This is a genomic window from Chishuiella changwenlii, assembly GCF_900142565.1.
Taxonomy (GTDB): domain Bacteria; phylum Bacteroidota; class Bacteroidia; order Flavobacteriales; family Weeksellaceae; genus Empedobacter; species Empedobacter changwenlii.
Genome location: NZ_FRBH01000004.1, coordinates 225,265 through 252,220, shown reverse-complemented (window position 1 = coordinate 252,220; position 26,956 = coordinate 225,265). Strand labels below are relative to the sequence as shown.

Below are 26,956 nucleotides of genomic sequence, written 5' to 3'. Positions count from 1 at the left end.
TATTATTTAGAGTTTGTTAAATTTTCAATTTCTTTAATTCGATTTGCAAATAAACCATTTTTTTCTGGATATTTCAAAATTAATATTTTATAAGCTTTAATAGCTTTATCATATTTCTTTTGTTCAATATAAATTTGAGCTAAAGTTTCGGTCATTAAATCCGAATATTCTTCACTATTCTTTCCAAAATTAGAAGTTGTATTTGGTGAAGGAATATCGACTTTTTTCATAGGAACGATTTTAGGATTTTTCTCCAAAAAATCATCTATTAACTTATACTTTATCTCTCTTTCAGCTATTTCCTGTTCTTCTTCTAATGTTTTTTGATCTTTTTGTTGAGAAGGAAATCTCTTTAACCAGTCAGAAAAAGAATGAGTAGAATCAGAATCAATATTTTCTGCTTTAATTTCTTCTACAATAGTTTCTTCTTCCTTAATTATAGGATCGTTAACAATATTTTTTTCCTCTTCAACCTCAATTTCAGAAGTTTGTTGTAAAGCATTTAGAATATCATCTTCAAGATTATTCTCTTGTTCCACAGGAACTTCCTCTATTTCCTGAATTAGTTCAATTGTTTCTTCTATATTTTCAATTTCAACAACATAATCATTTTCTTCTTTAGAAGCATCTGAAATAGAATTATCAACAACTTCTACTTCTTCTTGTTTCTCTTCTTCAATAACAGTTGGTGTAAATTCTTCGATAACTTCTTCTTTGACTTCGTTAATTACAGAAATGCTTTCTTCTTGTATTTTTTCTTCAAAAGAAGGTGTTTCATCAAGATTTGTATCATTTTTAAAATTATCTTTTTTCTCTATTTTTTCAGAATTTAGATAATGATATAAATCGACACGGTTACTACTGTGAATAGAAGTTTTATTAAGATAATCTTCAAAAGAAGGATGATTTTCTTTTTTTAAACCATATAAAAGCAATGCACGTAATGTATAGAAATAGGGGTATTTCTCAACTTCTTTTTTAAGAAGCGGAATGTCCGATTTCTCTACTTCGTATGGATGCGCTACTAAATATTCTATTCTGGTCATTGTTCAAATATAAGATTATTTCTACCAATCCATGGCAATGGAAGCAAAAACTTGGTCACGAAGATCATCAATAATTAATGGAACAATTGATGACTCTACAGTACTTAACATTGCATTTCCATCATACAATTGGAAAGCAGAAAATGTTCTATCGTAACTTTTAGATTCGTCTTTGTTATTAATATAGCGAACTTTTATATAAACTGTTAATCTATTTCTTGCAGCAATATCATTTGCTTGAATAGCCTCTGGAGTAATATCATAACCTGTAATTTCTCCTTCGATAATTAAATCAGAATTTTCATTAGAATTTAATTTTAACTTTGTTCTACTTCGAAAAATATCTTGAATAGATATTGTTAAATCCTGACTTAAAGTAGGATTTTGTTGTGGAGCATAATTAGGAAATGTTGCAACATAAATCGTATTCCAATCTGGTTGAATTGCAGCACCAGAAAGGGAATATTTTATACATCCTGTAATGCTAAAAAGAGCAAAAATACTAAGGATTAATACTTTTATTTTATTCATGATTTACAAATGATATTGTTTGATTTTACGATACAATGTGCGTTCTGAAATACCTAATTCATCTGCCGCCATTTTTCTTTTTCCTTTGTGTTTTTCTAATGCTAATTTTATCATTTCCTTCTCGTTATCTTGTAAGGATAAAGATTCAGGCTCTTCGATAGGACTAACATCATAAACATCGTTCGAATAATCGTATTGAGGAGGTTGATAAGTTTGTGTTTTAGGATTTGAAGGAACAACATTGTATTGACTTGGAATAAAATCGTTACTATCATCTGATTGTTCTTGGTAAACACGTTGAATTAATTCTTGTGTGTTTCCATTAAAATCATCAACATCTTTATTTTTAATCAAATCTAACGTTAATGCACGTAAATCGTTTAAGTCTTTTTTCATGTCTAATAAAACTTTAAACAATAATTCACGCTCCATAAAGTCTGATGAGCTTCCTTCTTTTTTACTTGTTACCGTTAACATTGTAGAATTATTTGGTAATAATTCCATAATTTTTTCTAACGTTATAACACGATCTTTTTCTATAACAGAAACTTGTTCCGAGAAATTTCTTAATTGTCGAACATTCCCTGGCCAAGGATAATTTGCAATATAATTCTGAGCTTCAGGAGAAAGTTCTATGTGAGGCATTCTGTATTTATTTGCAAAATCAGAAGCAAATTTTCTAAATAATAGATTAATATCTTCTTTGCGATCTCTTAATGCAGGAATGTCTATTTGTACAGTATTTAAACGATAGTATAAATCTTCTCTAAATTTTCCTTTTTCTACAGAATCTTTAAGTTTTACATTAGTTGCAGCAACAACACGAACATTGGTTTTCTGAATATCAGAAGAACCAACTTTCATAAATTCACCTGATTCTAATATTCTTAATAAACGAACCTGTGTAGAAAGTGGTAATTCACCTACTTCGTCTAAAAAAATAGTACCACCATCTGCAACTTCAAAATATCCTTTTCTAGTTTGTGTTGCACCAGTAAAGGCACCTTTTTCGTGTCCAAATAATTCAGAATCTATAGTTCCTTCTGGGATAGCTCCACAGTTAACAGCAATATAGTTATTATGCTTACGAGCAGATTGATTGTGGATGATTTTAGGAATAAATTCTTTCCCGACACCACTTTCTCCAATAACTAATACAGATATATCTGTAGGTGCAACCTGAACCGCTTTCTCAAGAGCGCGGTTCAAGACTACATTATTTCCAATGATTCCAAAACGTTGTTTGATTGTTTGTAAAGAATCCATTTTTATAGTTTTTTAAGGTTGTATAAACCGAATGAATATTCAATTTACATCAATTGAATTTGTATTGAGTTAGGTCAATATAAATTCTGTTATATTTTTTTAAGCTTCAACCATTTCACCAATAATGGTTGCAGTTGTACAGCTATTAGCTTTTACATTAACAAAATCACCAATTTTAGTTCCTTCTACTTTAGGGAAAACTAAAACTGCATTCTGAGTATTTCTTCCGTACCAGAAATTTTCGTCACGTTTAGAGTTTCCTTCAATTAAAACTTCATGAATTTTACCAACATAACTATTCATACGTTCAGCAGAATGTTTTTGTTGCATTTCGATGATTTCTTGTAAACGACGTTTTTTATCTTCAGGTAAAACATCATCTGGCATTTTCTTGTGAGCAGGAGTTCCTGGACGCTCAGAATAAGCAAACATATAACCGAAATCATATTTTACATATTCCATTAAAGATAATGTATCTTGATGTTCTTCTTCTGTTTCTCCACAGAAACCTGCGATCATATCATGAGATAAAGCACAATCTGGAACAATACGACGAATTTTGTCTATTAATTCAAAATATTCTTCACGTGTATGTTGACGATTCATTCTTTCTAATACAGTAGTAGAACCTGATTGTACGGGTAAATGGATGTATTTACAAATGTTTTTATGTTTCGCCATTACTTCCAATACTTTTTCTTCCATATCTTGTGGATTAGAAGTTGAAAAACGTAAACGAACATTTGGAAATTGAGTCGCAACCATGTCTAATAATTGACCAAAATCTACAGCTGTTGCTTTCTGAATATCAGTAGCGTTCTTAAATTCTTTTTTTGGACCACCACCATACCATAAATATGAATCTACGTTTTGTCCAAGTAAAGTGATTTCTTTATAACCTGATTCTACTAATTCTTTACACTCATTTAAAATTGAATGAGGATCTCTAGAACGTTCACGTCCACGAGTAAATGGAACAACGCAAAATGTACACATGTTATCACAACCACGTGTAATTGTTACAAAAGCAGTAACGCCATTTCCACCTAAACGAACAGGTGAAATTTCTGCGTATGTTTCTTCTTTTGATAATTGAACATTTATAGCATCACGACCATCTTCAACATCGTTAAGTAAATTAGGTAAATCGCGGTATGCATCTGGACCAACAACGATATCTACTAAATGTTCTTCTTCAAGGAATTTATGTTTTAAACGCTCCGCCATACACCCTAAAACACCAATTTTTAAACTTGGTTTTTGTTTTTTGATAGCATTAAGAGTTCCTAAACGTTTACGTACTGTTTGTTCTGCTTTTTCACGAATAGAACAAGTATTTAATAAAATTAAATCAGCTTCATCAACTTTTTGAGTTGTTTGATAACCTTCATTATTTAGAATAGATGCAACAATTTCACTATCTGAGAAATTCATTTGACATCCGTAGCTTTCTAAGAATAATTTCTTTGTAGCATTACGTGTTGGGGAAGTTATTAAAGCTTCACCCTGTCTAGCTTCATCTATATGTTTTTCTTCTGTATGCATTCTAAAATGATAATATATCGTGCAAAAGTAATAAAAGTATGTGACATATTGGCAGTAAAAATTTCTTTTGCATTTTATTAACATTATTGTAGATTTGAAGAACTAAAAAAACAACTATGGATAATAAAATGAAATTAAAAGTTGAGGAAATCAAGCAGAAAAGTATCAATGTAAATATTGGAGATACATTTTCTAAAGCATGGGAAATTTTCTCTGGAATTGCATTATATGCAATTAGTGCATTTGTTTTAACAATTGTAATCAGTTTTGCAGTAAACTTTATTTTAGGATTGTTTATCTCTGTACCATCAATGGTTATAACAGATCCAGACGATTTACAAAGTGCTTATATGAGTGCTTTAACACCAATGGCATTTGTAAGTAATATAATTAGTCTTGTTGTAGGTGCTGCTGTAGCTCCAATAACAATTAGTATATTTACGATGGCAAAAAAATTTGATAAACATCAAAATCCAGATTTTTCGGATTTGTTTATTCATTATAAAGATGGAAAATTTTTACCAATTTTTACAACGTATTTAGCTTTACAAATCTTAGGAATTATAGGAATTATTTTATGTATTATTCCAGGTTTCATTTTTTATATCACATCAATTTTAGCTATGCCTTTTATTGTGTTTACAAATTTTTCTACTTCAGAAGCTATTAAATCGAGTGTAAGTATTTTATTTAAAAACTTTGGAACTGCATTCGTTTTTTGTTTAGCATGTTTAGGTGTTGTAATATTAGGAGCATTAGTATGTGGAGTAGGTTTACTTGCAGCTGCACCTTTAGTTTATATTGCTACGTATGTTTTCTATAAAACAATTGTAGGAGATGACGATGACGAAATCAATGAAATAGACCAAATAGGGACAGATATTTATAACGATAATCCTTACATGAAATAAAAAAAATATGAAGCAGTTAGAAATCATTTTTGGCTGCTTCATTTTTTTGTTATTAATTTTGCATAAAAATTTAAGAAAACAATATGTCGAAAAATCTCGTAATTGTTGAGTCCCCAGCAAAAGCTAAAACCATTCAAGGTTTTTTAGGAAATGACTTTATCGTAGAATCAAGTTTTGGTCACGTAGTCGATTTACCCAAGAAAGGAATGGGAATAGATATAGAAAATCAATATCAGCCAATTTATGAAGTAACACCAGATAAAAAAGATGTTGTTAGTAAGTTAAAAAAATTGTCTTCCAAAGCAGAAACAATTTGGCTAGCATCCGATGAGGATCGCGAAGGAGAAGCTATATCTTGGCATTTGTACAATGTACTTGATTTAAAGAAAAAAGATACAAAGCGTATTGTTTTTAACGAAATTACAAAGAAAGCAATTCAACGAGCTGTTGCAAATCCACGTGTAATTGATGAGAATTTAGTTGATGCTCAACAAGCACGTAGAATCTTAGATCGTTTGGTTGGTTTCGAAATGTCTCCAATTTTATGGAGAAAAATAAAACCAGGATTATCTGCTGGTCGTGTACAATCAGTTTCTGTAAGATTGATTGTAGAAAGAGAAAAAGAAATTTTAAAGTTTACTCCAGTTTCATCTTACCGTTTTGTAGCAATTTTTGAAACAAACGAAGGAAGAACATTAAAAGCTGTTTTAACAAAGGAATTCTCTAAATTAAAAGAAGCAGAAGATTTCTTAGAAACATGTATAAATGCTGATTTTAAAGTAAATGATTTACAGAAAAAACCAGCAAAAAGAACACCTTCTGCACCATTTACAACTTCTACTTTACAACAAGAAGCTTCTCGTAAATTAGGTTTTTCGGTTTCGAGAACAATGCGAGTAGCACAACAACTTTACGAATCTGGACATATTACATATATGAGAACAGATAGTGTTAATTTATCTGATGATGCATTAACAGCAATAAAATCTACTGTTGAAGCAGAATATGGAGCTAAGTACGTAGAAATAAGAAAATACAAAAATAAAAATTCATCTGCACAAGAAGCGCACGAGGCGATTCGACCAACACATTTTGAAAATCAAACCATCAATGGCGATGATTCGATGCGAAAATTATACGACTTAATTTGGAAAAGAACAGTTTCATCTCAGATGGCTAATGCTGAATTAGAGCGTACAATTATCGATATCGATAACAATAAAAATAATTTTATCTTTCAAGCGAAAGGTGAGGTGATTGTTTTTGATGGATTTTTAAAAGTTTATCAAGAGTCTCATGACGATGAAGATGTAGATGATGATAAAGTATTATTACCAAGTGTTACGATTAATGAAAAACTGAAAGCTGATGAAATTTTAGGTACAGAACGTTTTACAAGAGCACCAGCTCGATATACAGAGGCATCTTTGGTAAAAAAATTAGAAGAACTAGGAATTGGTCGTCCATCGACTTATGCACCAACTATTTCTACAATTCAGAAAAGAGAATACGTAGAAATTGGAGAATTAGACGGACAAGAAAGACAATATAACACCTTAAAATTAGTAGATAATCAAATTAAAAAAGCACAACAAAAAGAAATTTTTGGTGCAGATCGTCGCAAATTAATGCCAACAGATATCGGTATTGTAGTGAACGATTTCTTAGTAGATTATTTTACAAACGTAATGGACTATGATTTTACGGCTCGCGTAGAAAATAGTTTCGATGAGATTGCTGAAGGTAAATTAAATTGGACAGAAATGATTGATGAATTTTATACAAAATTTCATCATGTCGTAGAAGATGTTCAAGAAAATGCTGATCGTGCAACAGGAGAAAGAGAATTAGGTGTAGATCCTGTTTCTGGTAAAAAAGTGCATGCACGTATTGGACGTTTTGGACCAATGATTCAGATTGGAGAAGCAGATGACGAAGAAAAACCACGTTTTGCTAGTTTACAAAAACACCAATCTATTCATAGTATAACTTTTGAGGAAGCAATGAAATTGTTTGAATTACCAAAAGTTTTAGGAGAATACAAAGGACAAGAAGTAGAAGTTAATGTAGGGCGTTTTGGTCCTTATGTTAAGTTTGATGATAAATATATTTCAATCCCGAAAGAAGAAGATTTAATGGATCTATCTTTTGATCGTGCAAAAGAATTAATTGAAGAAAAATTAAAGGCAGATGCGCCTATTGCACAATACGAAGGATATGATGTAACGAAAGGAAAAGGACGTTTTGGACCTTTCATTAAATGGAATGAATGGTTTATTAATGTTTCTAAAAAATACGATTTTGATCATTTATCTCAAGAAGATATCATTGAATTAATTGAGGATAAAAAGAAAAAAGAATCTGAAAGAGTTGTTCGCGAATGGACAGAACAAGAAATTAGATTAGAAAAAGCACGTTGGGGACGTTTCAATTTAATTCAAGGGAAAATAAAAGTTGAATTATCAAAAGAAACAAATCCAGAAGCGTTAACTTTACAAGAAGTAGAAAAGTTGATAGAAGCTGCGAAACCGAAAAAGAAAGTAGCAGCAAAGAAAACAACAGCTAAAAAAACTACGACAAAGAAAACGGTAACAAAAAAAAACGACGAATAAAAAGTAATGTATAAAGACTTTTTAAAACCAGTTTCTGAAGAGTTACAAGATTTTGCTAAATCTTGTAACTCTTTCTCTCTAGGAGCTTCAATTAAGTTTCAAGAAGATATTCTTGAAGAAAATGCTAACAAAGATAAAATTGCATTAATTGGAGTAACAGAGTCTCGATCAAAACAAAACGATTTGATTGAAGATGTTGATTTTAGCTTAATACGTACACAGTTATATGAATTACAATTAGGTAATTGGACAATTGATTTGTATGATTTTGGCGATATAAATTACGACGACAATAAAAAGGAGACAGAAAAGGTTTTTAGAGAAGTTATAAACGGATTAGTTAGCGATGGCTATGTTGTTATAATTCTAGGAGGAACACCAAGTTTAGGTTATCAACAATATCGTGCTTACGATGGAATAATAGATAAATTATACTATTTAACGGTTGATTCCAAGTTAAGATTAGATAAAGATCAAGATCAAACAACTGATGAAAATTACTTAACAAAAGTAATTTCTCACGAACCGTTTAATCTTTTGGATTACACAAATATTGGTTATCAGACTTATTTTGTTGCGCAAGAACAATTAGATTTAATTAATCAATTAAATTTTGAAACAATAAGATTAGGGCAAATTGCAGACAATGTAAAAGAGGTTGAATCTTATTCAAGAGACGTTAACGCAGCATTAATCAACCTTTCTAGTTTACAAGGATCGGATTTTTCTTCTTCAAAGAATATGACACCAAATGGTTTTTCTTCAAGAGAAATTTGTGCTTTGACAAAATATTTAGGATTTAGCAATAAAGTGTCATCTATTTACGTTTGTGATTATATTGAAAACTATAAAAAGTTAGATCACTTATTAATTTCACAGATGATTTGGTACTTTATAGAAGGAAAAAATCATCGTCCAGAAATAAAAAGTTTTGATGATGCACAATATTTTGATAAAATTTATGTTCCTACAGAAGGGTATAATTATATTTTTTATCGAAATGCTGAAACAAATCAATGGTGGATTGAAGTCGATTATACCGTTGATGATAAGTCGAAAAAAGAGATAATATCTTGCTCAGAAAAAGACTATGAGCAAGCACTTAAAGGGGAAGTTCCGAATAGGTGGTGGAAGTATTTTAAAAAATTTTACTAAAAAGTAATTAATAAATTAATAACCAATTGATAATTTGATTTAATTTGCATCGAATTACAATTGATACAAAAGTATAAAACCTGTATAAAATAAATCTATAGCAGAATGAATAGAATTTTGGTAAGTATATTATTAGTAACTCTTTCTTTATCTTCTTGTAAGATGTTGAAAAGTAGAGGTAGTGGTAATAGAAATGATGGGCAGATAGTTTCTGAAAGTTCTTCAGTTTGGACACCAGTTCGTCCAAAAGGGATGGTTCCAATTCCAAGTGGATCGTTTGTTTTAGGACAAACAGACTACGATTTTACAAAAACAAATGATGCTCCTGTGAAAACTGTTACAGTATCAGGTTTTTTCATGGATGATACAGAAATTACAAATTCTGAGTATAAGTATTTTGTAAATTATGTAAAAGATTCTATTGCTAGAACTGCTTTAGCTGATAAAGCAGAATCATTAGGTTTTGACCCACTTAATCAAAACCCAGGAGGTGATGATGGGATAGGTGCTTATGCATATATTTCTGGTTCTGAAGATGGAGAAGGAACTCCATACGATGAATACATGAGACAAGTTAATACAGGTAGGGATGGGCAAAATCCAATTAACGATAGAAGATTAAATAAAAAAATTCCTTTAGAGTGGGATAAATATAAATATCCAGATATTGACTATGCTGAGGCAATGGAAGGATTATACTATCCACCAGAAGAACGCATGAATGGACAAAGAACAATTGATACTCGTAAGTTAAATTATTCTTACGTTACAGTTGACCAAGATGCTGCTATTAAAAGAAAAGGTACTTTTAGAGTTGATTTCCGTAAAGAATTTAATTTAAATATTTATCCAGATACAACTGTTTGGGTAAGAGATTTTAATTACTCATACAATGATCCAATGCACCAAGATTATTTTTGGCATAAAGCTTATGCTGATTATCCTGTTGTAGGGATTAACTGGAATCAAGCTACTGCTTTTTGTGATTTCCGTACAAGATACCACAATGATGCACTTGCTAGAAAAAGTAAAAAAGGAAAAGCTGTAAAAGTAATTAGTTACCGTTTACCTACAGAGATAGAGTGGGAATATGCTGCTAAAGGAGGATTAGAAAATGCTCCATATCCTTGGGGAGGACCTTACTTAACAGATGATAGAGGTTGTTATTTAGCAAACTTTAAACCAAAACGTGGAGATTATTTAGAGATCAACGATGGTAAAAAAACAGGTTACATGTATACTGCTCCAATTAAAACTTTCCGTCCAAATGGATATGGATTGTATGATATGGCAGGAAATGTAGCAGAATGGACTAGCTCGCCTTACAACAGATCTACTTATACAATGTCATCTTCATTAAACCCATCAATTTCTGGTGTTGAAAAGAAGAAAAGTGTACGTGGAGGTTCATGGAAAGATGTAGGATATTTATTAATGATATCATCTCGTGATTGGGAACACAAAGATTCTGCAAGAAGTTTTGTTGGATTTAGAACTGTACAGTCTTATCCAGAAGGATCAAAAGTAAATTACAGAAGAACAAAATAAAACAATAACAAACTATTTAATTTTTTAAAAGCACTTTTATGGCATTACAAGCTTCAAAACAAGAACGTTTTACAAATTTTTTGTATAATTTCTTCGCCGCAGTAGTAATTATCGGGGCATTGTGTAAAATTACACACACAAATTTAGGTCCTATTTCAGCTAACGCAATCTTAACAGTAGGATTAGTAGCAGAGGCAATCGTATTCTTTTATTCTGCATTTTTCGATAAAGTGTCTGGAAGTTACGATTGGGAAAAAGCTTATCCAGAATTATTAGAAGGAGAGCCAGTTCAAAGAAAAACAGCGGCAGTAGCAACTGCAGGTAACAACTTAACATCTGAGTTGGACAAAGTTTTAGCAGACGCTAAATTAGACAAAGAAGTTTTCGAAAGATTACGTGGTTCTTTAGATAAATTTGGAGCAGCTGTTAATGAATTAAACACAACAACTTCTGCAGTAGCATCTACAGAGCAGTATAGTAATGAAATTGCAAAAGCATCAAATAACATTAATGCATTAAATGTTGTTTATGCTCAACAAATAGAAAATAGCCAAAAACAAGTAGAATTAAATAAACAATTTATCGAAGACATGCAAAAATCTTCAGGTAGTTCAGAGCAATTCTTAAAAGAAATGCAAGAACTTTCTGCTAACATTAATGCATTAAACAAAGTATACGGTGGTATGCTAACTGCAATGAAAAATAACTAATTCACTGCTAAGATAAATTAACTAATAATTATTAATTCTATAAAAATATTATGGCAGGAGGTGGTAAATTAACCGGACGTCAGAAGATGATCAACCTGATGTATCTTGTGTTCATTGCAATGATGGCTTTGAACGTAGATCGTGAGGTATTGAGATCTTTTGAAAGTATAAATACGTCATTAGAGTCAACAACAGAATTGACTTTTAAAAATAATGACTTATTTTATCAACAAATTGATTTAAAGGTAAAAGAAGATCCAACATATAGTGCTACTCAAGCAGAAGCTGCAGAGGTAAAAAAACAAACAAGTGAGTTTGTTACTTATATTGATGGATTGAAAAAAGAATTAGCTGGAGCAGATTTTGTATCTGGATCTGAAGAAACGGATTACAATGCATTGTCTAATACAGAACCAGTTGTATCTTTATTATTTAAAGGTAAAGGTGGTGATCAAGGAAATGAAAAAGCGCAAGAATTAGTATCTAAAATTGATGCGTTTAGAAATTTCATGATGAAATATGCAAAACAAAGCCCTCAAGCTAAAACTGCTGTAGCAAGTTTAGAAGAGTTCTTTGGAACAACAGCAAAAGCTAAGAAAAAATCTTGGGTAAATGAGAAGTTTTATGATCAACCAATGGTTGCCGCATTAACAAATTTATCTAAAATGCAGATGGATGCTCGTACACAAGAAGGTAACTTAGTGAGAGATTTATTATCTGGAAAATTAAAAGAGAAAATCGAATTGGATGCATTCCAAGGTTTATTCTTATCTCCAGGTGTAGTAAAAGTTGGTGACGAAGCAGTTCTTAATATTGTTTTAGGAGCTTATGACGGATCTATCAAAGGTTCTGTACAAACAAGTGTTGGTAATGCAGAAGTTGTAGATGGTAAAGCATCTATTAAATTAAATACTTCTACAGTTGGTATTAATCAATTAACAGGTAAAATTACGTACGTTTCTAACGGACAATCAAAAACTGTTGATATTGCACCATCTACTTACCAAGTTGTTGCACAAACATTAGATAAGAAAGCTGCTGAGATTATTGAAAAAGATCCAACAGGAGGTTCTATCGTAGCTGATAATTTACGTGTTGTTTACCGTGGAGTAGTTAACCCTATTTCTGCAACAATTAACGGAGCAAATGGACCTGTTAGTTTAGTTGCTTCTTCAGGAAGTGTTTCTGGAGCAGGAGCAAACAAATGGAACTATACTCCAGGAGGAGGAAGTGAAGTTGTTTTCACTGCAACTACTAAAGCAAGTTCAGGAAAAACGTTAACTGTTAGAGAAACATTCCGTATTAAACCAGTTCCACCAGCACGTGGGGTTATCTTAGGAAATACAAGTCCTTCTATACCAGATAATGGTGTAGCTGCACAAACAATTCGTGTAGATTGGCCAGATTTCTTATTCCCAGTATCAGGAGAAGTTACATCATTTAATGTAAAAGTTCCTGGTCAAGCAACAGTTCGTGTTACTGGAAATAAAATGAATGCAGCTGCAGGAGCAATTTCTAAAACGAAAAAAGGAGATGTGATTGGTGTATTTGATATTAAATACAAAACTAATTCTGGATTAACAGGAGAGGCATCATCAATCTCTATTCAAGTACAATAATATTTAAAAGTTAAAAATTTAGAATATGAAATATCTTTTGTTTGGTTTAATGAGTTTCTTCTCAACCCTTACAATGGCGCAAAATGTTCTTAACGCTGTAACGCCAGAGCAGTTAAGAAGAGACCGCGAAAATAAAACAAGAGTTGACGAAGCTGGAGATACAATCGACTTGGCTGTTGCCCCATTAGAATATGGTTTTATCGAAGATAAAGACATGTTATGGTCAAAAGTTGTATGGGAAGTTATTGATTTGAATGAACGAATCAATCAACCTTATTATTTATCTGGTGATGAATTAGTTCAGAATTCTAAATCTTTATACGATGTATTAGTTGATGGAATTCGTGATAAAAAGATTACAGAAGTTTATGACGATGAGTTCTTTTTAAACAAAATGAATTATGAGCAAATTATGGCTCGTAATGAGAAGAAAGATACTCAACAATTTTACTTCGATATGATCCAAGCTGGTGAAACACCAGACGAAGGAGCAATCTTTAATTACAAAGTAAAATCGGCTGATATTAAAATGTTAAAGACAAAAGGTCTTTGGTATATCGATCGTCGTTTAGGTGAATTAAGATACCGTTTATTAGGTTTAGCTATTATGGGACCTGATGCACAATCTTTAGGAACTGAGTTTGCTGATGAAGGAGGTTATATCGATTTATTTTGGATTTGGTATCCAGATGCTCGTAAAACTCTAGCAGAATACAAAGTATTTAATCCTAGTAATTCAACTTCTGCAATTACATATGATGAGTTATTAAATGCAAGACGATTTAATTCTGTTATTTACAAAGCTCAAACAACGTTTGGGGCAAAAGAAATAGGAGATTATATTCCAAAAGATTCTAAAGGTCAAATGGAAGAACACCATAGAATTAGAAACTCTATCATTCAGACAGAATCTGATATGTGGAATTATTAATTCTGAAAAGAAATATAAAAAAGAGATTAGTTAATTAACTAATCTCTTTTTTTTGTTCTTATTATAAAAGTGTTTAAACTAATTATTCTATTCTATGTTCAATCATGATTTTGTTTTTATTGCTGTTGCCATATTCATTTCTATGGAAAAACTAAGTATTATGTAATGATAAATTTAGTTTAAGTCAGGTATATCATCCTTGTCACATTGAGCCAAGTCGAAACTCATATCAGTTTAAATTAATGAGAAGCTGAAATGAATTTAGCTTGACATTCGTTGTTAATTTATCTAAATAGAATAATCGTTTTAAAGTAGCTTCAATATAAAATATAAATCAATAGAAGTTTTTAATATTAAAATTATGCTAAATAATAATTCTATCAAATAAAAAAGGTTTTAATGAGTTACTCATTAAAACCTTTTTTATTTAATTAGCGTTTCCCTTTTTTACGCCTTCTTCAATTTTTTCTTCAACCTCAATCTTTTCTTCTTGGTTAAGCTCAAATTCACCAGAGATATCATCGCTTCGTAAAACAACTTTTATACTTATAGGATAATGATCAGAACCAATATGAGGTTCTCTTATCATTTCTACTAAACGAAACTGAGAACTTAAGAAAAAGTGATCTAACGGCCAACGTAGAAACCAGTAATTAGCATGAAATGTACTAAACATTCCTCTTCCTCTACGAGGATCTAACATTTTACTTGTTTTTAAGAATAATCGTGTCGTTCTACTCCAAGCAACATCATTTAAGTCTCCAAAAACAATAGATGCTTTTTGATATTCTTTTGCTTTTTTACCTATTAATAATATTTCTGCATCTCTTTCTGTACTTTCTTCGTTTTCTTGAGGTACAGGTGGAGTAGGATGTAACCCATACATACGTATAGTTTGTTTGTTATATTCAATATCAGCAACTATTGATGGAATTTCATCACTAATTAAATAGTTTATTTCTTGATGCTTTACAGGTAATTTAGAATAGAATAAAAGTCCATAAGTATTTTCTAAAGGAACTTCTATTTTGTATTTATACTCATCTGTTGCCTCTTTAATACTTTCCATCCATTTTTTATTCGTTTCTAAAAGAAAAACAATATCAGGATTTCGTTTTTTTAATAGATCAACCAATTTTTGATATTCCTCATTATATTGTAATACATTATATACCATAATATCAAGAGGTTTTTCATCTGGTCTTAATTTTACTTCATCTATCATCTTTTTTCCGATGACAGTATAAGGAATTATAACCCATAAAAGATAAATTGCAGATACAAGTAAACTTGCAAACAACATAACAGTAAAATTATTTTTCTCAATAAAAATAAATAAAATACAAGCTAATGTTAATAAGGTAAACTTTTGTAATCTTGGGTAATCAAAAACTCGAATTGTCCAATGAGAATTTTTAAAATAGGGAATAATAACAGAAAGTAAAATTAGGCTAGAGAATATAATGTAAAATGTTTGCATTTACTTTTAAAATTTGGCTAAAGGTAATAAAAACCGAAACATTAGTTACCTTTGTAAATAAAATTTAATATTGAGAAAAGTAGATTATATCATAGTTGGACAGGGCGTTGCAGGAAGTTGCATGGCAATGAAGTTAATAAAAGAGAAGAAATCTTTTATCGTGATAGATCATCACTTTCATAATGCTTCTTCTATTGCTGGTGGAATTTTTAATCCTGTTGTTTTAAAAAGATTTTCTATTGTATGGAATGCTTCGAAGCAGATCGAACGATTAAAAGAAGTTTTTACTGATTTCGAAAATTTACTTCATAAAAAATATATTTATAATTTTCCTGTTTATAGAATTTTTAATGATGAACAAGAAAAGAAAACATGGCTAAAAAAAGCCAATTCTCACCCAGATTTAATTGATTATTTATCTATTGACACAGAACAATTAAATAATTTTTCTTCTATAGATTCTCCAATTGGCTCTGGAGAAGTTTTGCATACTGGTCGTATAGATTTAATGAATCTTATCAAAGATTTTAAAGATTATTTACAAATCAATGATTTGTTTATTAAAGAAGAATTCGACTTTAATTTATTAAAATTACAAGATAATAAAGCGAGCTATAAAAATATTGAAGCTGATAGAATTATTTTTGCTGAAGGATTTAATATTCTTAATAATCCATATTTTAAAAATTTACCAATTATTGGTGTAAAAGGAGAAGTATTAAAAGTAAAAACAAATGCTATTTTACCAGATGCAGTTGTAAAAGGGAAAGAATTTTTAATGCCTTTAGAAAATAACGAATTTTTTGTTGGAGCAACTTACGATAGAGATCATGTAAATTATGATAATACGATAGAAGCAAAAGAGTATTTAACTACTGGAGTAAAACAATTTTTAAAATCCGATATTGAAGTTGTGGAACAACATGCATCAATTCGTCCGACAGTTGTAGATCGTCGTCCTATTATTGGCGAGCATCCAGAATTTAAACAGTTAGTTTGCTTAAACGGAATGGGAACACGCGGAACGATGTTGGCTCCAGTTATGGTTGATGATTTATATAATTTTTTAGAGTTAAATGAACCAATAGATAAAGAAGCAGATATTACACGTTTTTATAATCGTTTTTAAAATTTTAACCACATGATGAAAAACTTTAATCTTAAAATAGCATCTATTCAATTAATTGCAAGTATCCTATTATTTCTTGGAATACAGCAATTCTATGTAATTGTCGAATTAGATTTAATAGAGTTAATACATTCCATAGGGAAAGATAATTTTAGCTATTATGTTCAAAAGAGCGATGAATTCGGAATTAGCGAAAAATTAAAACATCTATCTACTGTAAAAATGATTTTGAGCTTTATAGGAATTGCTTTAGGATATATTGTTTGTTCTATTATAAACTTTAAACGTCAATTAGATTGGAAGATTGCTGTTTTGATAGCTTTACTATGTTTCATTATTTTTCAGTTCAAAATTATTAATTTACCCATTCATTATATCGCAACAAAAAATTTAGCAATTGCTTATTTTGTTCCAGCTACAATTTCAATTTTATTAAGTTTTATTCTTTATTTTTTTAGTCTTCGAACAAAACCTTAAAGCTCTAAATTTTAAACTCTCGAAAAACATTGTATTTTTGCAAAATGTTATTAGTACAAAATTTAGGAGTTTATTTTGCGGGAAGATATTTATTTGAAAATGTTTCATTTCGCATCAACAAAGGAAATCGTGTTGGTTTAGTAGGTAAAAATGGAGCAGGTAAATCTACTTTGCTTAAAATTTTATCAAAGCGTCAACAATCATCCGAAGGTGAAATTGTTTATGAAGGTGAAGTAACAGTAGGATATTTATCGCAAGATATAGATTTTGTACAAGGAAGAACAGTTTGGCAAGAAGCAGATTCTGCATTTGAGCAATTAGTTGAAATACAAAATAAAATAGATTTTGTAAACAAAGAATTAGCTGAAAGAACAGATTACGAATCAGACGAATACGGAAAATTAATTGAAGATATTTCTACTTATACAGAGAGATTTGGTTTATTAGGCGGATACACAAAAGATGCTGAAATAGAACAAATTTTAATGGGATTAGGATTTAAAAATTCTGATTTTCATCGTCCAACAGATGAATTTTCTGGAGGATGGAGAATGCGTATCGAATTAGCAAAATTACTGTTACAAAAACATGATGTAATGCTATTAGATGAGCCTACCAATCACTTAGATATTGATTCTATTATTTGGTTAGAGGAATTCTTAAAAGATTATCCTGGTGCTGTAGTGTTAGTTTCTCACGACCGTCAATTCTTAGACAATGTTACCAATAGAACAATTGAAATTGCAAATCGTCATATTTCTGATTTTAAAGCGAATTATACACGTTATTTAGAATTACGTGAAGATCGTCGCGAGAAATTAGAACAAGCTCAGAAGAATCAAGAGCAAATGATAAAGCACACAGAAGAATTAATTTCAAAATTCCGTGCAAAAGCAAATAAAGCTTCTATGGCGCAATCTTTAATTAAAAAATTAGATAAAATAGAACGTATAGAAGTCGAGAATGAAGATGTTACCAAAATGAATATTCGTTTTGTAGATGCAGTTCAGCCAGGTAAAGTTATTTTCGAATTAGATAAAGTAGGTGTTGCTTTTGGCGATCATCAAGTTTTTGATAATGTTTCTTTTTATGTAAATAGAGGAGAAAAAGTAGCGTTTGTTGGTCAGAATGGTCAAGGAAAAACAACTTTATCTCGTGCAATTATTGATGAGCAAAAACACTCAGGTACAATTAAGCATGGTCATAATGTAGAGATTGGATATTTTGCCCAAAATCAAGCCCACGTTTTAAATGATAAATTAACGGTATTAGAAGAAGCGGAAAACTCTGCAACAGAAGAGACGCGTAAACTTGTTCGTGATTATTTAGGAGCATTTATGTTTGGTGGAGATTCTGTAGAGAAAAAAGTTTCAGTACTTTCTGGAGGAGAGCGAAATCGTTTAGCTTTATGTAAATTATTATTACGTCCATTTAATGTTTTAATTATGGATGAGCCTACGAATCACTTAGATATTCAATCGAAAGAGTTATTAAAGAAAGCATTACAAAAATATACAGGAACATTACTTTTAGTTTCTCACGACCGTGAATTCTTAGAAGGTTTAGTAGATAAAGTTTTTGATTTCCGTAACGGACAAGTAAAAGAATACCTTTCTGGAATTGATGATTATTTAGCACAAATAAAAGCAGGAAACTTCCGCGAAGTAGAAAAAGGAATTTTAGCAGCTCCAAAAGAAGAGAAACCAATTGAGGTTAAAATAGAACAAGCGAAAAGAGTTTTATCTTTTGAAGAAGAGAAAGAACAAAAACGTCTTAAAAATAAATTATCAAGAGTAGAAACAGAAATTTCTGAATTTGAAACTAAGATTAAAGATTTAGAAAATAAATTACATACGAGTTCTCAATCACAAGAAGAATTAGATTTATATTCTAAATTAAAAAATGATTTAGATGACAAGATGTTAGAATGGGAGGAAGTCTCAGAACAGATTATTTAAAATTATCTTCATATAATATTAAAAAAAGTGTTACATAACCGTAACACTTTTTTTATTGGAAATATCGTATATTCATCAACAAATTAAACTTCTATAAAATGAGTGAATATACAATTAGTCAATTTGTTGAAAAGACAAAACAGAATGACGCAGAACACGATTATTTTGAATTAGAGAAACCACAAATGTTGGAAATTAATTTAAATAATCAAGCTGTGTGGACAAAAGCAGGAAGTATGGTTGCTTATACAGGAAATATCGACTTTAAACGAGAAGGTATTTTGTCTGGTGGTTTAGGTAAGTTCCTGAAAAAAGCAATTTCTGGAGAAGGAGCAAAGCTAATGAAAGCAGAAGGTACTGGACGATTATATGTAGCCGATTCGGGAAAATATGTTCAGATATTACAATTAAATGAAGAATCTATTTGTGTAAATGGGAATGATGTTTTAGCACATGACCAGTCATTAAAAAGTGATATTACAATGCTGAAAAGTATTGCAGGTATGATGTCTGGAGGATTATTTCAAGTAAAATTATCTGGAAAAGGAATGGTTGCAATATCTACACATGGTCATCCTCTAACATTATTAGTAACACCAGATAGCCCTGTATATACAGATCCTAATGCAACAGTAGCTTGGTCTGGTAATTTATCTCCAGATTTAAAATCTAATGTTTCATTTAAAAGTTTAATCGGTAGAGGTAGTGGAGAAGAATTTCAAATGAAATTTTCTGGAACAGGTTGGGTTTTGATTCAGCCTTACGAAGAAGTATACTTTCAAGAAAAAGCTTAATGATTAAACAATCATTCTCTCCAATTATTGGTAAAGAACCTACAATACTTATTTTAGGTTCTTTACCAGGAGATTTATCAATAAAAATGAATCAATATTATGCGCATCCTCGTAATAGATTTTGGCAATTAATGTTTAAAATATTTAATCGAGATTATTCTGAAGATTACGCGGAAAGAGTACAATTAATAAAAGAAAATAACATTGTTCTTTGGGATGTTACATATTCTGCAATAAGAGCGGGGAGTATGGACAGTAATATGAAGGGTGAGATTCTTAATCTAATTCAAGAATTGTTAGACGAACATCAAACAATAAATAAGATTTTGTTTAATGGGAAAAAATCTGAACAATTATTTATGAAGAATTTTGAAAAAAATCCGTCAATTCGTTACTTTTCTTTACCAAGTACAAGTCCTGCTAATGCTAAATTTTCTACAGAAGATTTAATAAAAGTGTGGAAAGAAGCTATAGATTACTAATTTTAATTCTATTTTTTTGAAAAAAATAATTATTCTAAAAAACTAGAATAAAGATGATTAGTTACAGATGTAAATAAAACATTAAAAAAATATCAACTAAAAGTTTCATAATTAAAAAAGCTATCTTATATTTGCACTCACAAATCGCGGGAATAGCTCAATTGGTAGAGCGTCAGCCTTCCAAGCTGAATGTTGCGAGTTCGAGTCTCGTTTCCCGCTCTAACTTTTTATAAGTTGGATGCCTTGGTGGTGGAATTGGTAGACACGCAGGACTTAAAATCCTGTGTCCATTAGGACGTGCGGGTTCAAGTCCCGCCTGAGGTACTAAAAGCTCAAGAATTTATTTTCTTGAGCTTTTTTATTTTTTACCTTTTTTCTAAAATCTAAAATCTAATTTCTCAAAATTTAAATTCAAGAAGTTCAAAACACGAGCTTCTTACCTCGCACTTTAATTATAAAAAAAGAAGAAATAACATTTAAAAACAGAGAAAGTTTATTTAAGCAAAATCAAATTAAAAAAAATAGAGGATTCAAATATTTCAAAACGAATTTATTATAAAAAACTTTACAAAATATTACAAAAAGACTTGGTAAAGTCAATTTATTGAACTTATATTTGCACTCGCATTGCGGGAATAGCTCAATTGGTAGAGCGTCAGCCTTCCAAGCTGAATGTTGCGAGTTCGAGTCTCGTTTCCCGCTCTTTGAAATATTAAATTCAAAAATCAAATTTTGCCTTGGTGGTGGAATTGGTAGACACGCAGGACTTAAAATCCTGTGTCCATTAGGACGTGCGGGTTCAAGTCCCGCCTGAGGTACTTTTTATTTGATTTTTGCAATTTATTACGCGGGAATAGCTCAATTGGTAGAGCGTCAGCCTTCCAAGCTGAATGTTGCGAGTTCGAGTCTCGTTTCCCGCTCTTTGAAATATTAATTCAAAAATCAAATTTTGCCTTGGTGGTGGAATTGGTAGACACGCAGGACTTAAAATCCTGTGTCCATTAGGACGTGCGGGTTCAAGTCCCGCCTGAGGTACTTTTTATTTGATTTTTGCAATTTACACGCGGGAATAGCTCAATTGGTAGAGCGTCAGCCTTCCAAGCTGAATGTTGCGAGTTCGAGTCTCGTTTCCCGCTCTAACTTTTATAAGTTGGATGCCTTGGTGGTGGAATTGGTAGACACGCAGGACTTAAAATCCTGTGTCCATTAGGACGTGCGGGTTCAAGTCCCGCCTGAGGTACTAAAAGCTTAAGAATTTATTTTCTTGAGCTTTTTTTATTTTTTAGAATTAACATCGTTTGAAATAGTTTCTAAGAAATAATATTTAAATATTTCATAACTAATTTATTAGCGAAATATTTAAAAAAAAGTGTAAAAAAGGCTTGGAAAATTAAATTGTTTCCACTTATATTTGCACTCACAACGCGGGAATAGCTCAATTGGTAGAGCGTCAGCCTTCCAAGCTGAATGTTGCGAGTTCGAGTCTCGTTTCCCGCTCCAAAGAAAAAGCCAAAGATTAAATCTTTGGCTTTTTTATTTTCTAAACGTTATAGAAAAAATTATTTTTCTTCTGATAACAGTTGCTTATATTTTTTTCCTTCTATAAACTTTTTCTCAGCCCAAATTGTTCCTCCAGGAATTATTGCTGCTACAAAGAATATCCAAAAAATAGTCATACTCCAATTGTATTTATCTTTTAAGATGTAAAGAATAACCACATAAAGTACAAATAATCCTCCGTGCACTCTTCCGGCATGAGTAACCCATGTAGGATCTTCCCAAATATATTTTAATGGCATTGCGATAAAAAATAATACAATCGCAGAAATAGCTTCTAAATAGCCAATGATTTTAAAAAACTTCAACATTTACCTTAAATTTGACCGTAAAAATAATTTTTAAAATTAACACTATTGCTAATAGTTATCATTAATTGAGATACTTAACATAAAAATTATACGTTATTAGAGCTTATGATGCGTTTTTGGATTTATATATTTTTCTGTTTTTTGACCAATTTATTTGTTTTTGGTCAAGAAAAAACGTTTCATTTTTATCGTTTTAATGAGGATACAAATACTTATGTCAAAGATTTTGAAAATAGTAATCTTAAAACAACCTTAGATTCTTTACAAAAAATAGGTTATTATACCTTAACACTAGATTCTATACAAGACGAAAATGTTTATCTAAACAAAGGAAAACTTTACCAAAATATTTGGGTAAAAGACAACCAATTATTCAATAATAAAAACAATTTTTTCCCAACAAATAATCTCGATTCTATTTTAAGTTCTATTTCTAAAAAGAACATTCAGGAAGGATTTACTTTTGCTCAGATTAAAATTATACCAAACGGTTATTTGGAAAACGAACCTAAAGTTGAGTTAGTTTTAGATAAAGGAAATCAACGAAAGGTAGACGGTGTTCGCGCAGTTGGATATGATAAATTATCAAAAGGATATATTAAACATGGTTTAAACATTAAAAAAGGAGAAATCTTTAATGAAGAAAAGCTACAGAATATATCTTCGTTAATGCAACAAACACGTTTTATTGCAGAAGTACAGAAACCCAAAACATTATTTAAACAAGATTCTACCATTGTTTATTTATACCCTAAAAAAGTAAATTCAAATTATTTTGATGGAGTTCTTGGTTTTGGAACAGATGATAATGGTGATTTTAGATTAAATGGAAATATTCAACTTTCATTAAATAATGTGTTTAATAATTTTGAGGAAATAAAATTAAATTGGATTGGTACGGCAAATAAGAATACATCATTAGACATTGCTGTAAAAGTTCCATATTTATTTAAATCTGCAATTGGTTCCGAGACTAATTTTAAATTATTTAAACAAGACTCAGTTTTTGTTAACCTTAATTTTTCTGAACGATTGTATTACAATCTCAATTTAAACTCATCAATTGGTGTAAGTGGAATTATACAATCTTCAAACTTTCTGTTAGACGATAACGAATCTTTAAGAGCAAATTATGACGACTTTTCTAAGATGGGAGTTGGTTTAAATTATCAATACCTTTTACATCATCCATTTTTATTAATGGAAGGAAAATCGATGTTGAATGTTTTTGTAAATTCTATTCGTAAAAAAGAAAAGAATTTTTCTTGGACAGAGGATCTCGAGAATAAAAAAGTAAATCAGATAGAAGTTGGGTTGAAAACTTTTCGTTTGTTCGAATTAAGTTCTAAGCATTTCCTAAAAACATCGGCAGAGTTTACAGGGTTATTAACAAAAGACAACGATTTTTCGGAAAATGAATTATACCGCATTGGTGGTTTTGGAAGTTTTAGAGGATTTAATGAACAAAGTATTGTAGCCAATATGTACGGATTTCTTAGTGTAGATTATCGTTTTGTGCCCAACGAAGCATTTTACATAGGTCTGTTTTCCGACTATGGTTTCATAGAAAATAAACGAGCAAACATAAATACATCTTTATTAAGTTTCGGAACAGGAATTTCTTTTTTAACTAAATTAGGAATCTTTAATCTTAGTTATGCAGTAGGAAAAACAGACAATACCTCTTTTGATTTTAAAGAATCTAAAATCCATTTCGGAATATTAAGTCAATTCTAAATAAACCAACATTAAAAAAAAATCAAATTTATATAGGTTTATTGTTAACATTTTTTAGAAATTAGCTACTCATTATTTACTCACACAAAATTAAATTATAATGCGTAAAATATTTTACCCAATATTTGCAGCTTCAATCTTATTTGGAGGTGCACAATTGGCATCGGCACAAGACAACTTGGTTAACTCGTTAAATAAAAATGTTAGTGAAAACAGTAAAGAAGCATTTAAGTTTACAGATGTAATCAATTTAGTAAATACTTCAGTAAAAAATCAAGGATCTTCAGGAACATGTTGGTCATATTCTGGTAACTCTTTCTTCGAATCAGAAATGTTAAGAATGGGAAAACAACCAGTTCAGTTATCTCCAATTTTTAATGCAAGAAATACATATGTAGAAAAAGGAAGACAATATGTACGTATGCATGGAGCAACAACTCTTGGAGATGGAGGAGGATTTTTTGATGTTTTAAATACAATTAAAAAATACGGAGCAGTTCCAACAGATGTTTACACAGGATTAAACTACGGAACAAAGAACAATCAGTTCGGAGAAATGGCTGCTATCCAAGAAGGAGTTTTAAAAGCGGTAGTTTCTAATCCAAATGGAAAACTTACTCCAAACTGGGAAAAAGCCTACACTGCTGTTATTGATAGTTATTTAGGAGAATATCCAAAAGAATTTACTTACAACGGTAAAAAATATACACCTCGTACATTTGCAGATCAAGTCGTAGGAATTAATCCTAACGATTATGTTGCAATTACATCTTTCAAAGAACACACATATTATAAACCATTTGTATTAGCTATTCCAGATAACTGGTCGTACGAATCTTTTTACAATGTTCCAATGACAGAGTTAACAGATAATATAGATTATGCTTTGAAAAACGGTTATACTGTAGCTTGGGCAACAGATGTTTCTGAAAAAGGATTTAGCTGGAAAAATGGTGTTGCTTATGTACCAGAAGTAGATTTTGCGGATATGAATGCTCAACAAAAAGCAGATATGTTTAAAGGTCCAAAACCAGAAAAAGTAATTACAGAAGATTTACGCCAAGCTGCTTTTGATGATTATCAAACAACAGACGATCACGGAATGCACATTGTTGGTTTAGCAAAAGATCAAAACGGTAAAGAATACTATATTGTTAAAAACTCTTGGGGATTAACAAACGATTACGAAGGGTATTTATATGTTACAAAAGCTTTTGTACAATATAAAACAACAAATATTTTGATTCACAAAAATGGTGTTCAAAAACAAACATTAAAAAAATTGGGATTATAATTTAAATCTCATAACATTATAAAAAAGCTGTTTCTTCAATTTTAAGGAACAGCTTTTTATTTTTTGGGGCGAACTAACGGGCTTTCTCGCTTTATCTTTTGTTCGCTAGAACGCTCCACAAAAGGATGCCGCTTCAATCCCTGTCGCGATTTTAAAAACTGAAACAAAGAATAACCTCATAATCTAAAAACTTAATTCAAAATATTAATGTAATTTTGCAACTCATTTTTTAGTCAATAAACATGCCTCAAAATATCACTATTCGTATCTCTCCAAGAGAAGCAGCAAACGAAAAAATCTTAAAACAACGTTTAGCTTCTGCTGTAAAAACGAAACCAGAAAATATTAATTCCTATCAAATTATTCGTAGGTCTTTAGACGCAAGAAGTAAAAACATTGTAACACAATTACAAGTAAATGTTTTTATAAACGAAGAATTTTACGATGCTTTCGAGTTTAATCCTAATTTACAAAACGTAGAAAACCAACACGAAGTATATATTGCTGGAGCAGGTCCTGCTGGTCTTTTTGCTGCCTTAGAATTGATAGAACAAGGTCTAAAACCTATTATCATAGAGAGAGGAAAAAATGTTAGAGACCGTCGTCGCGATTTAGCAGGAATGAACAAAGAAGGAATTGTAAATCCAGAATCTAACTATTGTTTCGGAGAAGGAGGAGCAGGAACTTATTCTGACGGAAAATTATATACACGTTCTACAAAACGAGGAAATATTTTAAAGTCGTTGCAATGGTTTGTTCATTTTGGTGCAACAGAACGAATTTTACAAGAAGCTCACCCACATATCGGAACGAATAAGTTACCGGGAATTATCGCAAAAATGCGCGAAACAATTATCGAATGTGGAGGTGAAGTTTGGTTTGATACAAAATTAACTGATATTCTTATTGAGAACAATCAAATAAAAGGAATTGAAATCAATCACGATAAAAAAATAAAAACATCTTCTCTTATTCTTGCAACGGGACATTCGGCTCGTGATATTTTTAGAATGCTAGACGAGAAAAAAGTATTAATAGAGGCTAAACCATTTGCTTTAGGTGTTCGTGTAGAGCATCATCAAAGTTTAATAGATGCAGCACAATACCATTGTCCAATTGGAACAGAACGTAACGAACTTTTACCACCTGCATCTTATTCATTAGTTTCACAAGAAGCTGGTCGTGGTGTTTTTTCTTTCTGTATGTGTCCAGGAGGAATAATTGCTCCTGCTTCTACAGACGAAGGAGAATTAGTTGTAAATGGTTGGTCACCTTCTAAACGAGATGGGTTTTTTGCAAACTCTGGAATGGTTGTAACGGTAGATGAAAATGATTTTGCAAAATATGGTTTTACAGGACCATTGGCTGGAATGAAATTTCAACAAATGGTAGAACAAAAAGCGTGGCAAGTTGGTGGAGGAAAGTTAAAAGCTCCTGCACAACGTATGACTGATTTTGTTTCTGGAAAATTATCTAATTCATTAAATGATTGTTCGTATTTACCAGGTTTAACATCAGGTTTATTAAGTGACGTTCTTCCAAAAGAAATACATCAATCATTAAAACAAGGTTTTCAAACTTTTGGTAAAAAGATGAATGGTTATTTTACAGAAAATGCAAATGTTGTAGCAACAGAATCGAGAACTTCTTCACCTGTTCGTATACCACGAAACGAAGAAACGTTAGAGCATGTACAAGTTGCTGGGTTATTTCCTTGTGCCGAAGGTGCGGGTTATGCTGGCGGAATTATTTCTGCAGCAATGGACGGTGCGAAAGTAGCAATTGCTGTGAAGAGTTTTATTGAAAAGTAATAAGGTGTTTTTATTGAATTTAGAGACCTTTAATTAATAGTGCAACAAAATA

General features: G+C 30.9%; 21 protein-coding genes and 9 tRNA genes. 24 read left to right on the top strand and 6 right to left on the bottom strand.

Annotated features, from left to right (window positions below; genetic code table 11):
* Window positions 1–2: 2 nt before the first annotated feature.
* From BUA86_RS06035 to miaB, 4 genes are all read right to left on the bottom strand, one after another.
* Window positions 3–1,046, bottom strand: coding sequence for a tetratricopeptide repeat protein (locus tag BUA86_RS06035; RefSeq protein WP_072930776.1), 1,044 nt, complete (start codon window positions 1,044–1,046; stop codon window positions 3–5).
* 21 nt (window positions 1,047–1,067) lie between these two features.
* Window positions 1,068–1,577, bottom strand: coding sequence for an LptE family protein (locus tag BUA86_RS06030; RefSeq protein WP_072930775.1), 510 nt, complete (start codon window positions 1,575–1,577; stop codon window positions 1,068–1,070).
* 3 nt (window positions 1,578–1,580) lie between these two features.
* The gene (locus BUA86_RS06025; protein WP_072930773.1) at window positions 1,581–2,843 is read right to left on the bottom strand and encodes a sigma-54 interaction domain-containing protein; all 1,263 of its coding nucleotides are present in this window, start codon (window positions 2,841–2,843) and stop codon (window positions 1,581–1,583) included.
* Between the two features lie 99 nt (window positions 2,844–2,942).
* Window positions 2,943–4,388 carry a tRNA (N6-isopentenyl adenosine(37)-C2)-methylthiotransferase MiaB gene (miaB, locus tag BUA86_RS06020; RefSeq protein WP_072930771.1) on the bottom strand — a complete coding sequence of 482 codons (1,446 nt, stop codon included), beginning with the start codon at window positions 4,386–4,388 and terminating at the stop codon, window positions 2,943–2,945.
* Between the two features lie 116 nt (window positions 4,389–4,504).
* Here miaB and BUA86_RS06015 point away from each other — a divergent pair, with 116 nt between their 5' ends.
* From BUA86_RS06015 to porN, 7 genes are all read left to right on the top strand, one after another.
* A complete protein-coding gene (locus tag BUA86_RS06015; RefSeq protein ID WP_072930769.1) occupies window positions 4,505–5,299 on the top strand; it encodes a hypothetical protein in 795 nt (264 codons plus the stop codon).
* Between the two features lie 83 nt (window positions 5,300–5,382).
* The gene (topA, locus tag BUA86_RS06010) at window positions 5,383–7,911 is read left to right on the top strand and encodes a type I DNA topoisomerase (RefSeq protein ID WP_072930767.1); all 2,529 of its coding nucleotides are present in this window, start codon (window positions 5,383–5,385) and stop codon (window positions 7,909–7,911) included.
* 6 nt (window positions 7,912–7,917) lie between these two features.
* A complete protein-coding gene (locus tag BUA86_RS06005; protein WP_072930765.1) occupies window positions 7,918–9,066 on the top strand; it encodes an arginase family protein in 1,149 nt (382 codons plus the stop codon).
* A gap of 105 nt (window positions 9,067–9,171) precedes the next feature.
* The gene (porK, locus tag BUA86_RS06000) at window positions 9,172–10,614 is read left to right on the top strand and encodes a T9SS ring complex lipoprotein PorK/GldK (protein ID WP_072930763.1); all 1,443 of its coding nucleotides are present in this window, start codon (window positions 9,172–9,174) and stop codon (window positions 10,612–10,614) included.
* A 38-nt stretch (window positions 10,615–10,652) separates the two neighbouring features.
* The gene (gene porL / locus BUA86_RS05995; protein WP_072930761.1) at window positions 10,653–11,324 is read left to right on the top strand and encodes a type IX secretion system motor protein PorL/GldL; all 672 of its coding nucleotides are present in this window, start codon (window positions 10,653–10,655) and stop codon (window positions 11,322–11,324) included.
* 50 nt (window positions 11,325–11,374) lie between these two features.
* The gene (gene porM, locus BUA86_RS05990) at window positions 11,375–12,943 is read left to right on the top strand and encodes a type IX secretion system motor protein PorM/GldM (protein WP_072930759.1); all 1,569 of its coding nucleotides are present in this window, start codon (window positions 11,375–11,377) and stop codon (window positions 12,941–12,943) included.
* A 25-nt stretch (window positions 12,944–12,968) separates the two neighbouring features.
* Window positions 12,969–13,874 carry a type IX secretion system ring subunit PorN/GldN gene (gene porN / locus BUA86_RS05985; RefSeq protein ID WP_072930755.1) on the top strand — a complete coding sequence of 302 codons (906 nt, stop codon included), beginning with the start codon at window positions 12,969–12,971 and terminating at the stop codon, window positions 13,872–13,874.
* Window positions 13,875–14,301: 427 nt separating this feature from the next.
* Here porN and BUA86_RS05980 read toward each other — a convergent pair whose 3' ends face one another.
* Entirely contained in the window at window positions 14,302–15,354 is a 1,053-nt protein-coding gene (locus BUA86_RS05980) for an endonuclease/exonuclease/phosphatase family protein (protein ID WP_072930754.1), read from the bottom strand.
* A gap of 70 nt (window positions 15,355–15,424) precedes the next feature.
* Between BUA86_RS05980 and BUA86_RS05975 the strand changes: the two genes are divergently transcribed.
* The 14 genes from BUA86_RS05975 (at window position 15,425) to BUA86_RS05910 (ending at window position 21,694) form a co-directional block, all read left to right on the top strand.
* A complete protein-coding gene (locus BUA86_RS05975) occupies window positions 15,425–16,483 on the top strand; it encodes an NAD(P)/FAD-dependent oxidoreductase (protein ID WP_072930753.1) in 1,059 nt (352 codons plus the stop codon).
* 12 nt (window positions 16,484–16,495) lie between these two features.
* Window positions 16,496–16,960: a hypothetical protein gene (locus BUA86_RS05970; RefSeq protein ID WP_072930752.1), complete on the top strand. Its 465-nt coding sequence runs from the start codon at window positions 16,496–16,498 to the stop codon at window positions 16,958–16,960.
* Between the two features lie 44 nt (window positions 16,961–17,004).
* Entirely contained in the window at window positions 17,005–18,918 is a 1,914-nt protein-coding gene (locus BUA86_RS05965) for an ABC-F family ATP-binding cassette domain-containing protein (RefSeq protein ID WP_072930751.1), read from the top strand.
* A 98-nt stretch (window positions 18,919–19,016) separates the two neighbouring features.
* Window positions 19,017–19,712 (top strand): AIM24 family protein, encoded by a 696-nt coding sequence (locus BUA86_RS05960; RefSeq protein WP_072930750.1) that lies wholly within the window; start codon window positions 19,017–19,019, stop codon window positions 19,710–19,712.
* On the top strand, window positions 19,712–20,194 hold the full coding sequence (locus BUA86_RS05955; protein ID WP_072930749.1) for a DNA-deoxyinosine glycosylase: 483 nt from the start codon (window positions 19,712–19,714) through the stop codon (window positions 20,192–20,194). Before BUA86_RS05960 ends, BUA86_RS05955 begins: the two co-directional genes overlap by 1 nt.
* 146 nt (window positions 20,195–20,340) lie before the next feature.
* A tRNA-Gly gene (locus BUA86_RS05950) sits at window positions 20,341–20,413 on the top strand.
* A gap of 21 nt (window positions 20,414–20,434) precedes the next feature.
* Window positions 20,435–20,518, top strand: a tRNA-Leu gene (locus BUA86_RS05945).
* Between the two features lie 305 nt (window positions 20,519–20,823).
* Window positions 20,824–20,896, top strand: a tRNA-Gly gene (locus tag BUA86_RS05940).
* A 32-nt stretch (window positions 20,897–20,928) separates the two neighbouring features.
* A tRNA-Leu gene (locus BUA86_RS05935) sits at window positions 20,929–21,012 on the top strand.
* A 29-nt stretch (window positions 21,013–21,041) separates the two neighbouring features.
* Window positions 21,042–21,114, top strand: a tRNA-Gly gene (locus tag BUA86_RS05930).
* A 31-nt stretch (window positions 21,115–21,145) separates the two neighbouring features.
* A tRNA-Leu gene (locus tag BUA86_RS05925) sits at window positions 21,146–21,229 on the top strand.
* A gap of 28 nt (window positions 21,230–21,257) precedes the next feature.
* A tRNA-Gly gene (locus BUA86_RS05920) sits at window positions 21,258–21,330 on the top strand.
* 20 nt (window positions 21,331–21,350) lie between these two features.
* Window positions 21,351–21,434, top strand: a tRNA-Leu gene (locus BUA86_RS05915).
* A gap of 184 nt (window positions 21,435–21,618) precedes the next feature.
* Window positions 21,619–21,694 (top strand) — tRNA-Gly (locus BUA86_RS05910).
* Window positions 21,695–21,753: 59 nt separating this feature from the next.
* On the opposite strand, the gene BUA86_RS05905 is transcribed toward BUA86_RS05910, so the two are convergent.
* On the bottom strand, window positions 21,754–22,062 hold the full coding sequence (locus tag BUA86_RS05905; protein WP_072930748.1) for a DUF3817 domain-containing protein: 309 nt from the start codon (window positions 22,060–22,062) through the stop codon (window positions 21,754–21,756).
* A gap of 141 nt (window positions 22,063–22,203) precedes the next feature.
* On the opposite strand from BUA86_RS05905, the gene BUA86_RS05900 reads away from it, so the two are divergent.
* The 3 genes from BUA86_RS05900 (at window position 22,204) to BUA86_RS05890 (ending at window position 26,904) form a co-directional block, all read left to right on the top strand.
* Window positions 22,204–23,799 carry a ShlB/FhaC/HecB family hemolysin secretion/activation protein gene (locus BUA86_RS05900; RefSeq protein ID WP_229731908.1) on the top strand — a complete coding sequence of 532 codons (1,596 nt, stop codon included), beginning with the start codon at window positions 22,204–22,206 and terminating at the stop codon, window positions 23,797–23,799.
* Window positions 23,800–23,899: 100 nt separating this feature from the next.
* Complete coding sequence (locus tag BUA86_RS05895) at window positions 23,900–25,093, top strand: C1 family peptidase (protein ID WP_072930746.1); 1,194 nt, start codon at window positions 23,900–23,902, stop codon at window positions 25,091–25,093.
* A gap of 242 nt (window positions 25,094–25,335) precedes the next feature.
* Complete coding sequence (locus BUA86_RS05890; RefSeq protein WP_072930744.1) at window positions 25,336–26,904, top strand: NAD(P)/FAD-dependent oxidoreductase; 1,569 nt, start codon at window positions 25,336–25,338, stop codon at window positions 26,902–26,904.
* The last annotated feature ends 52 nt before the right edge of the window (window positions 26,905–26,956 follow it).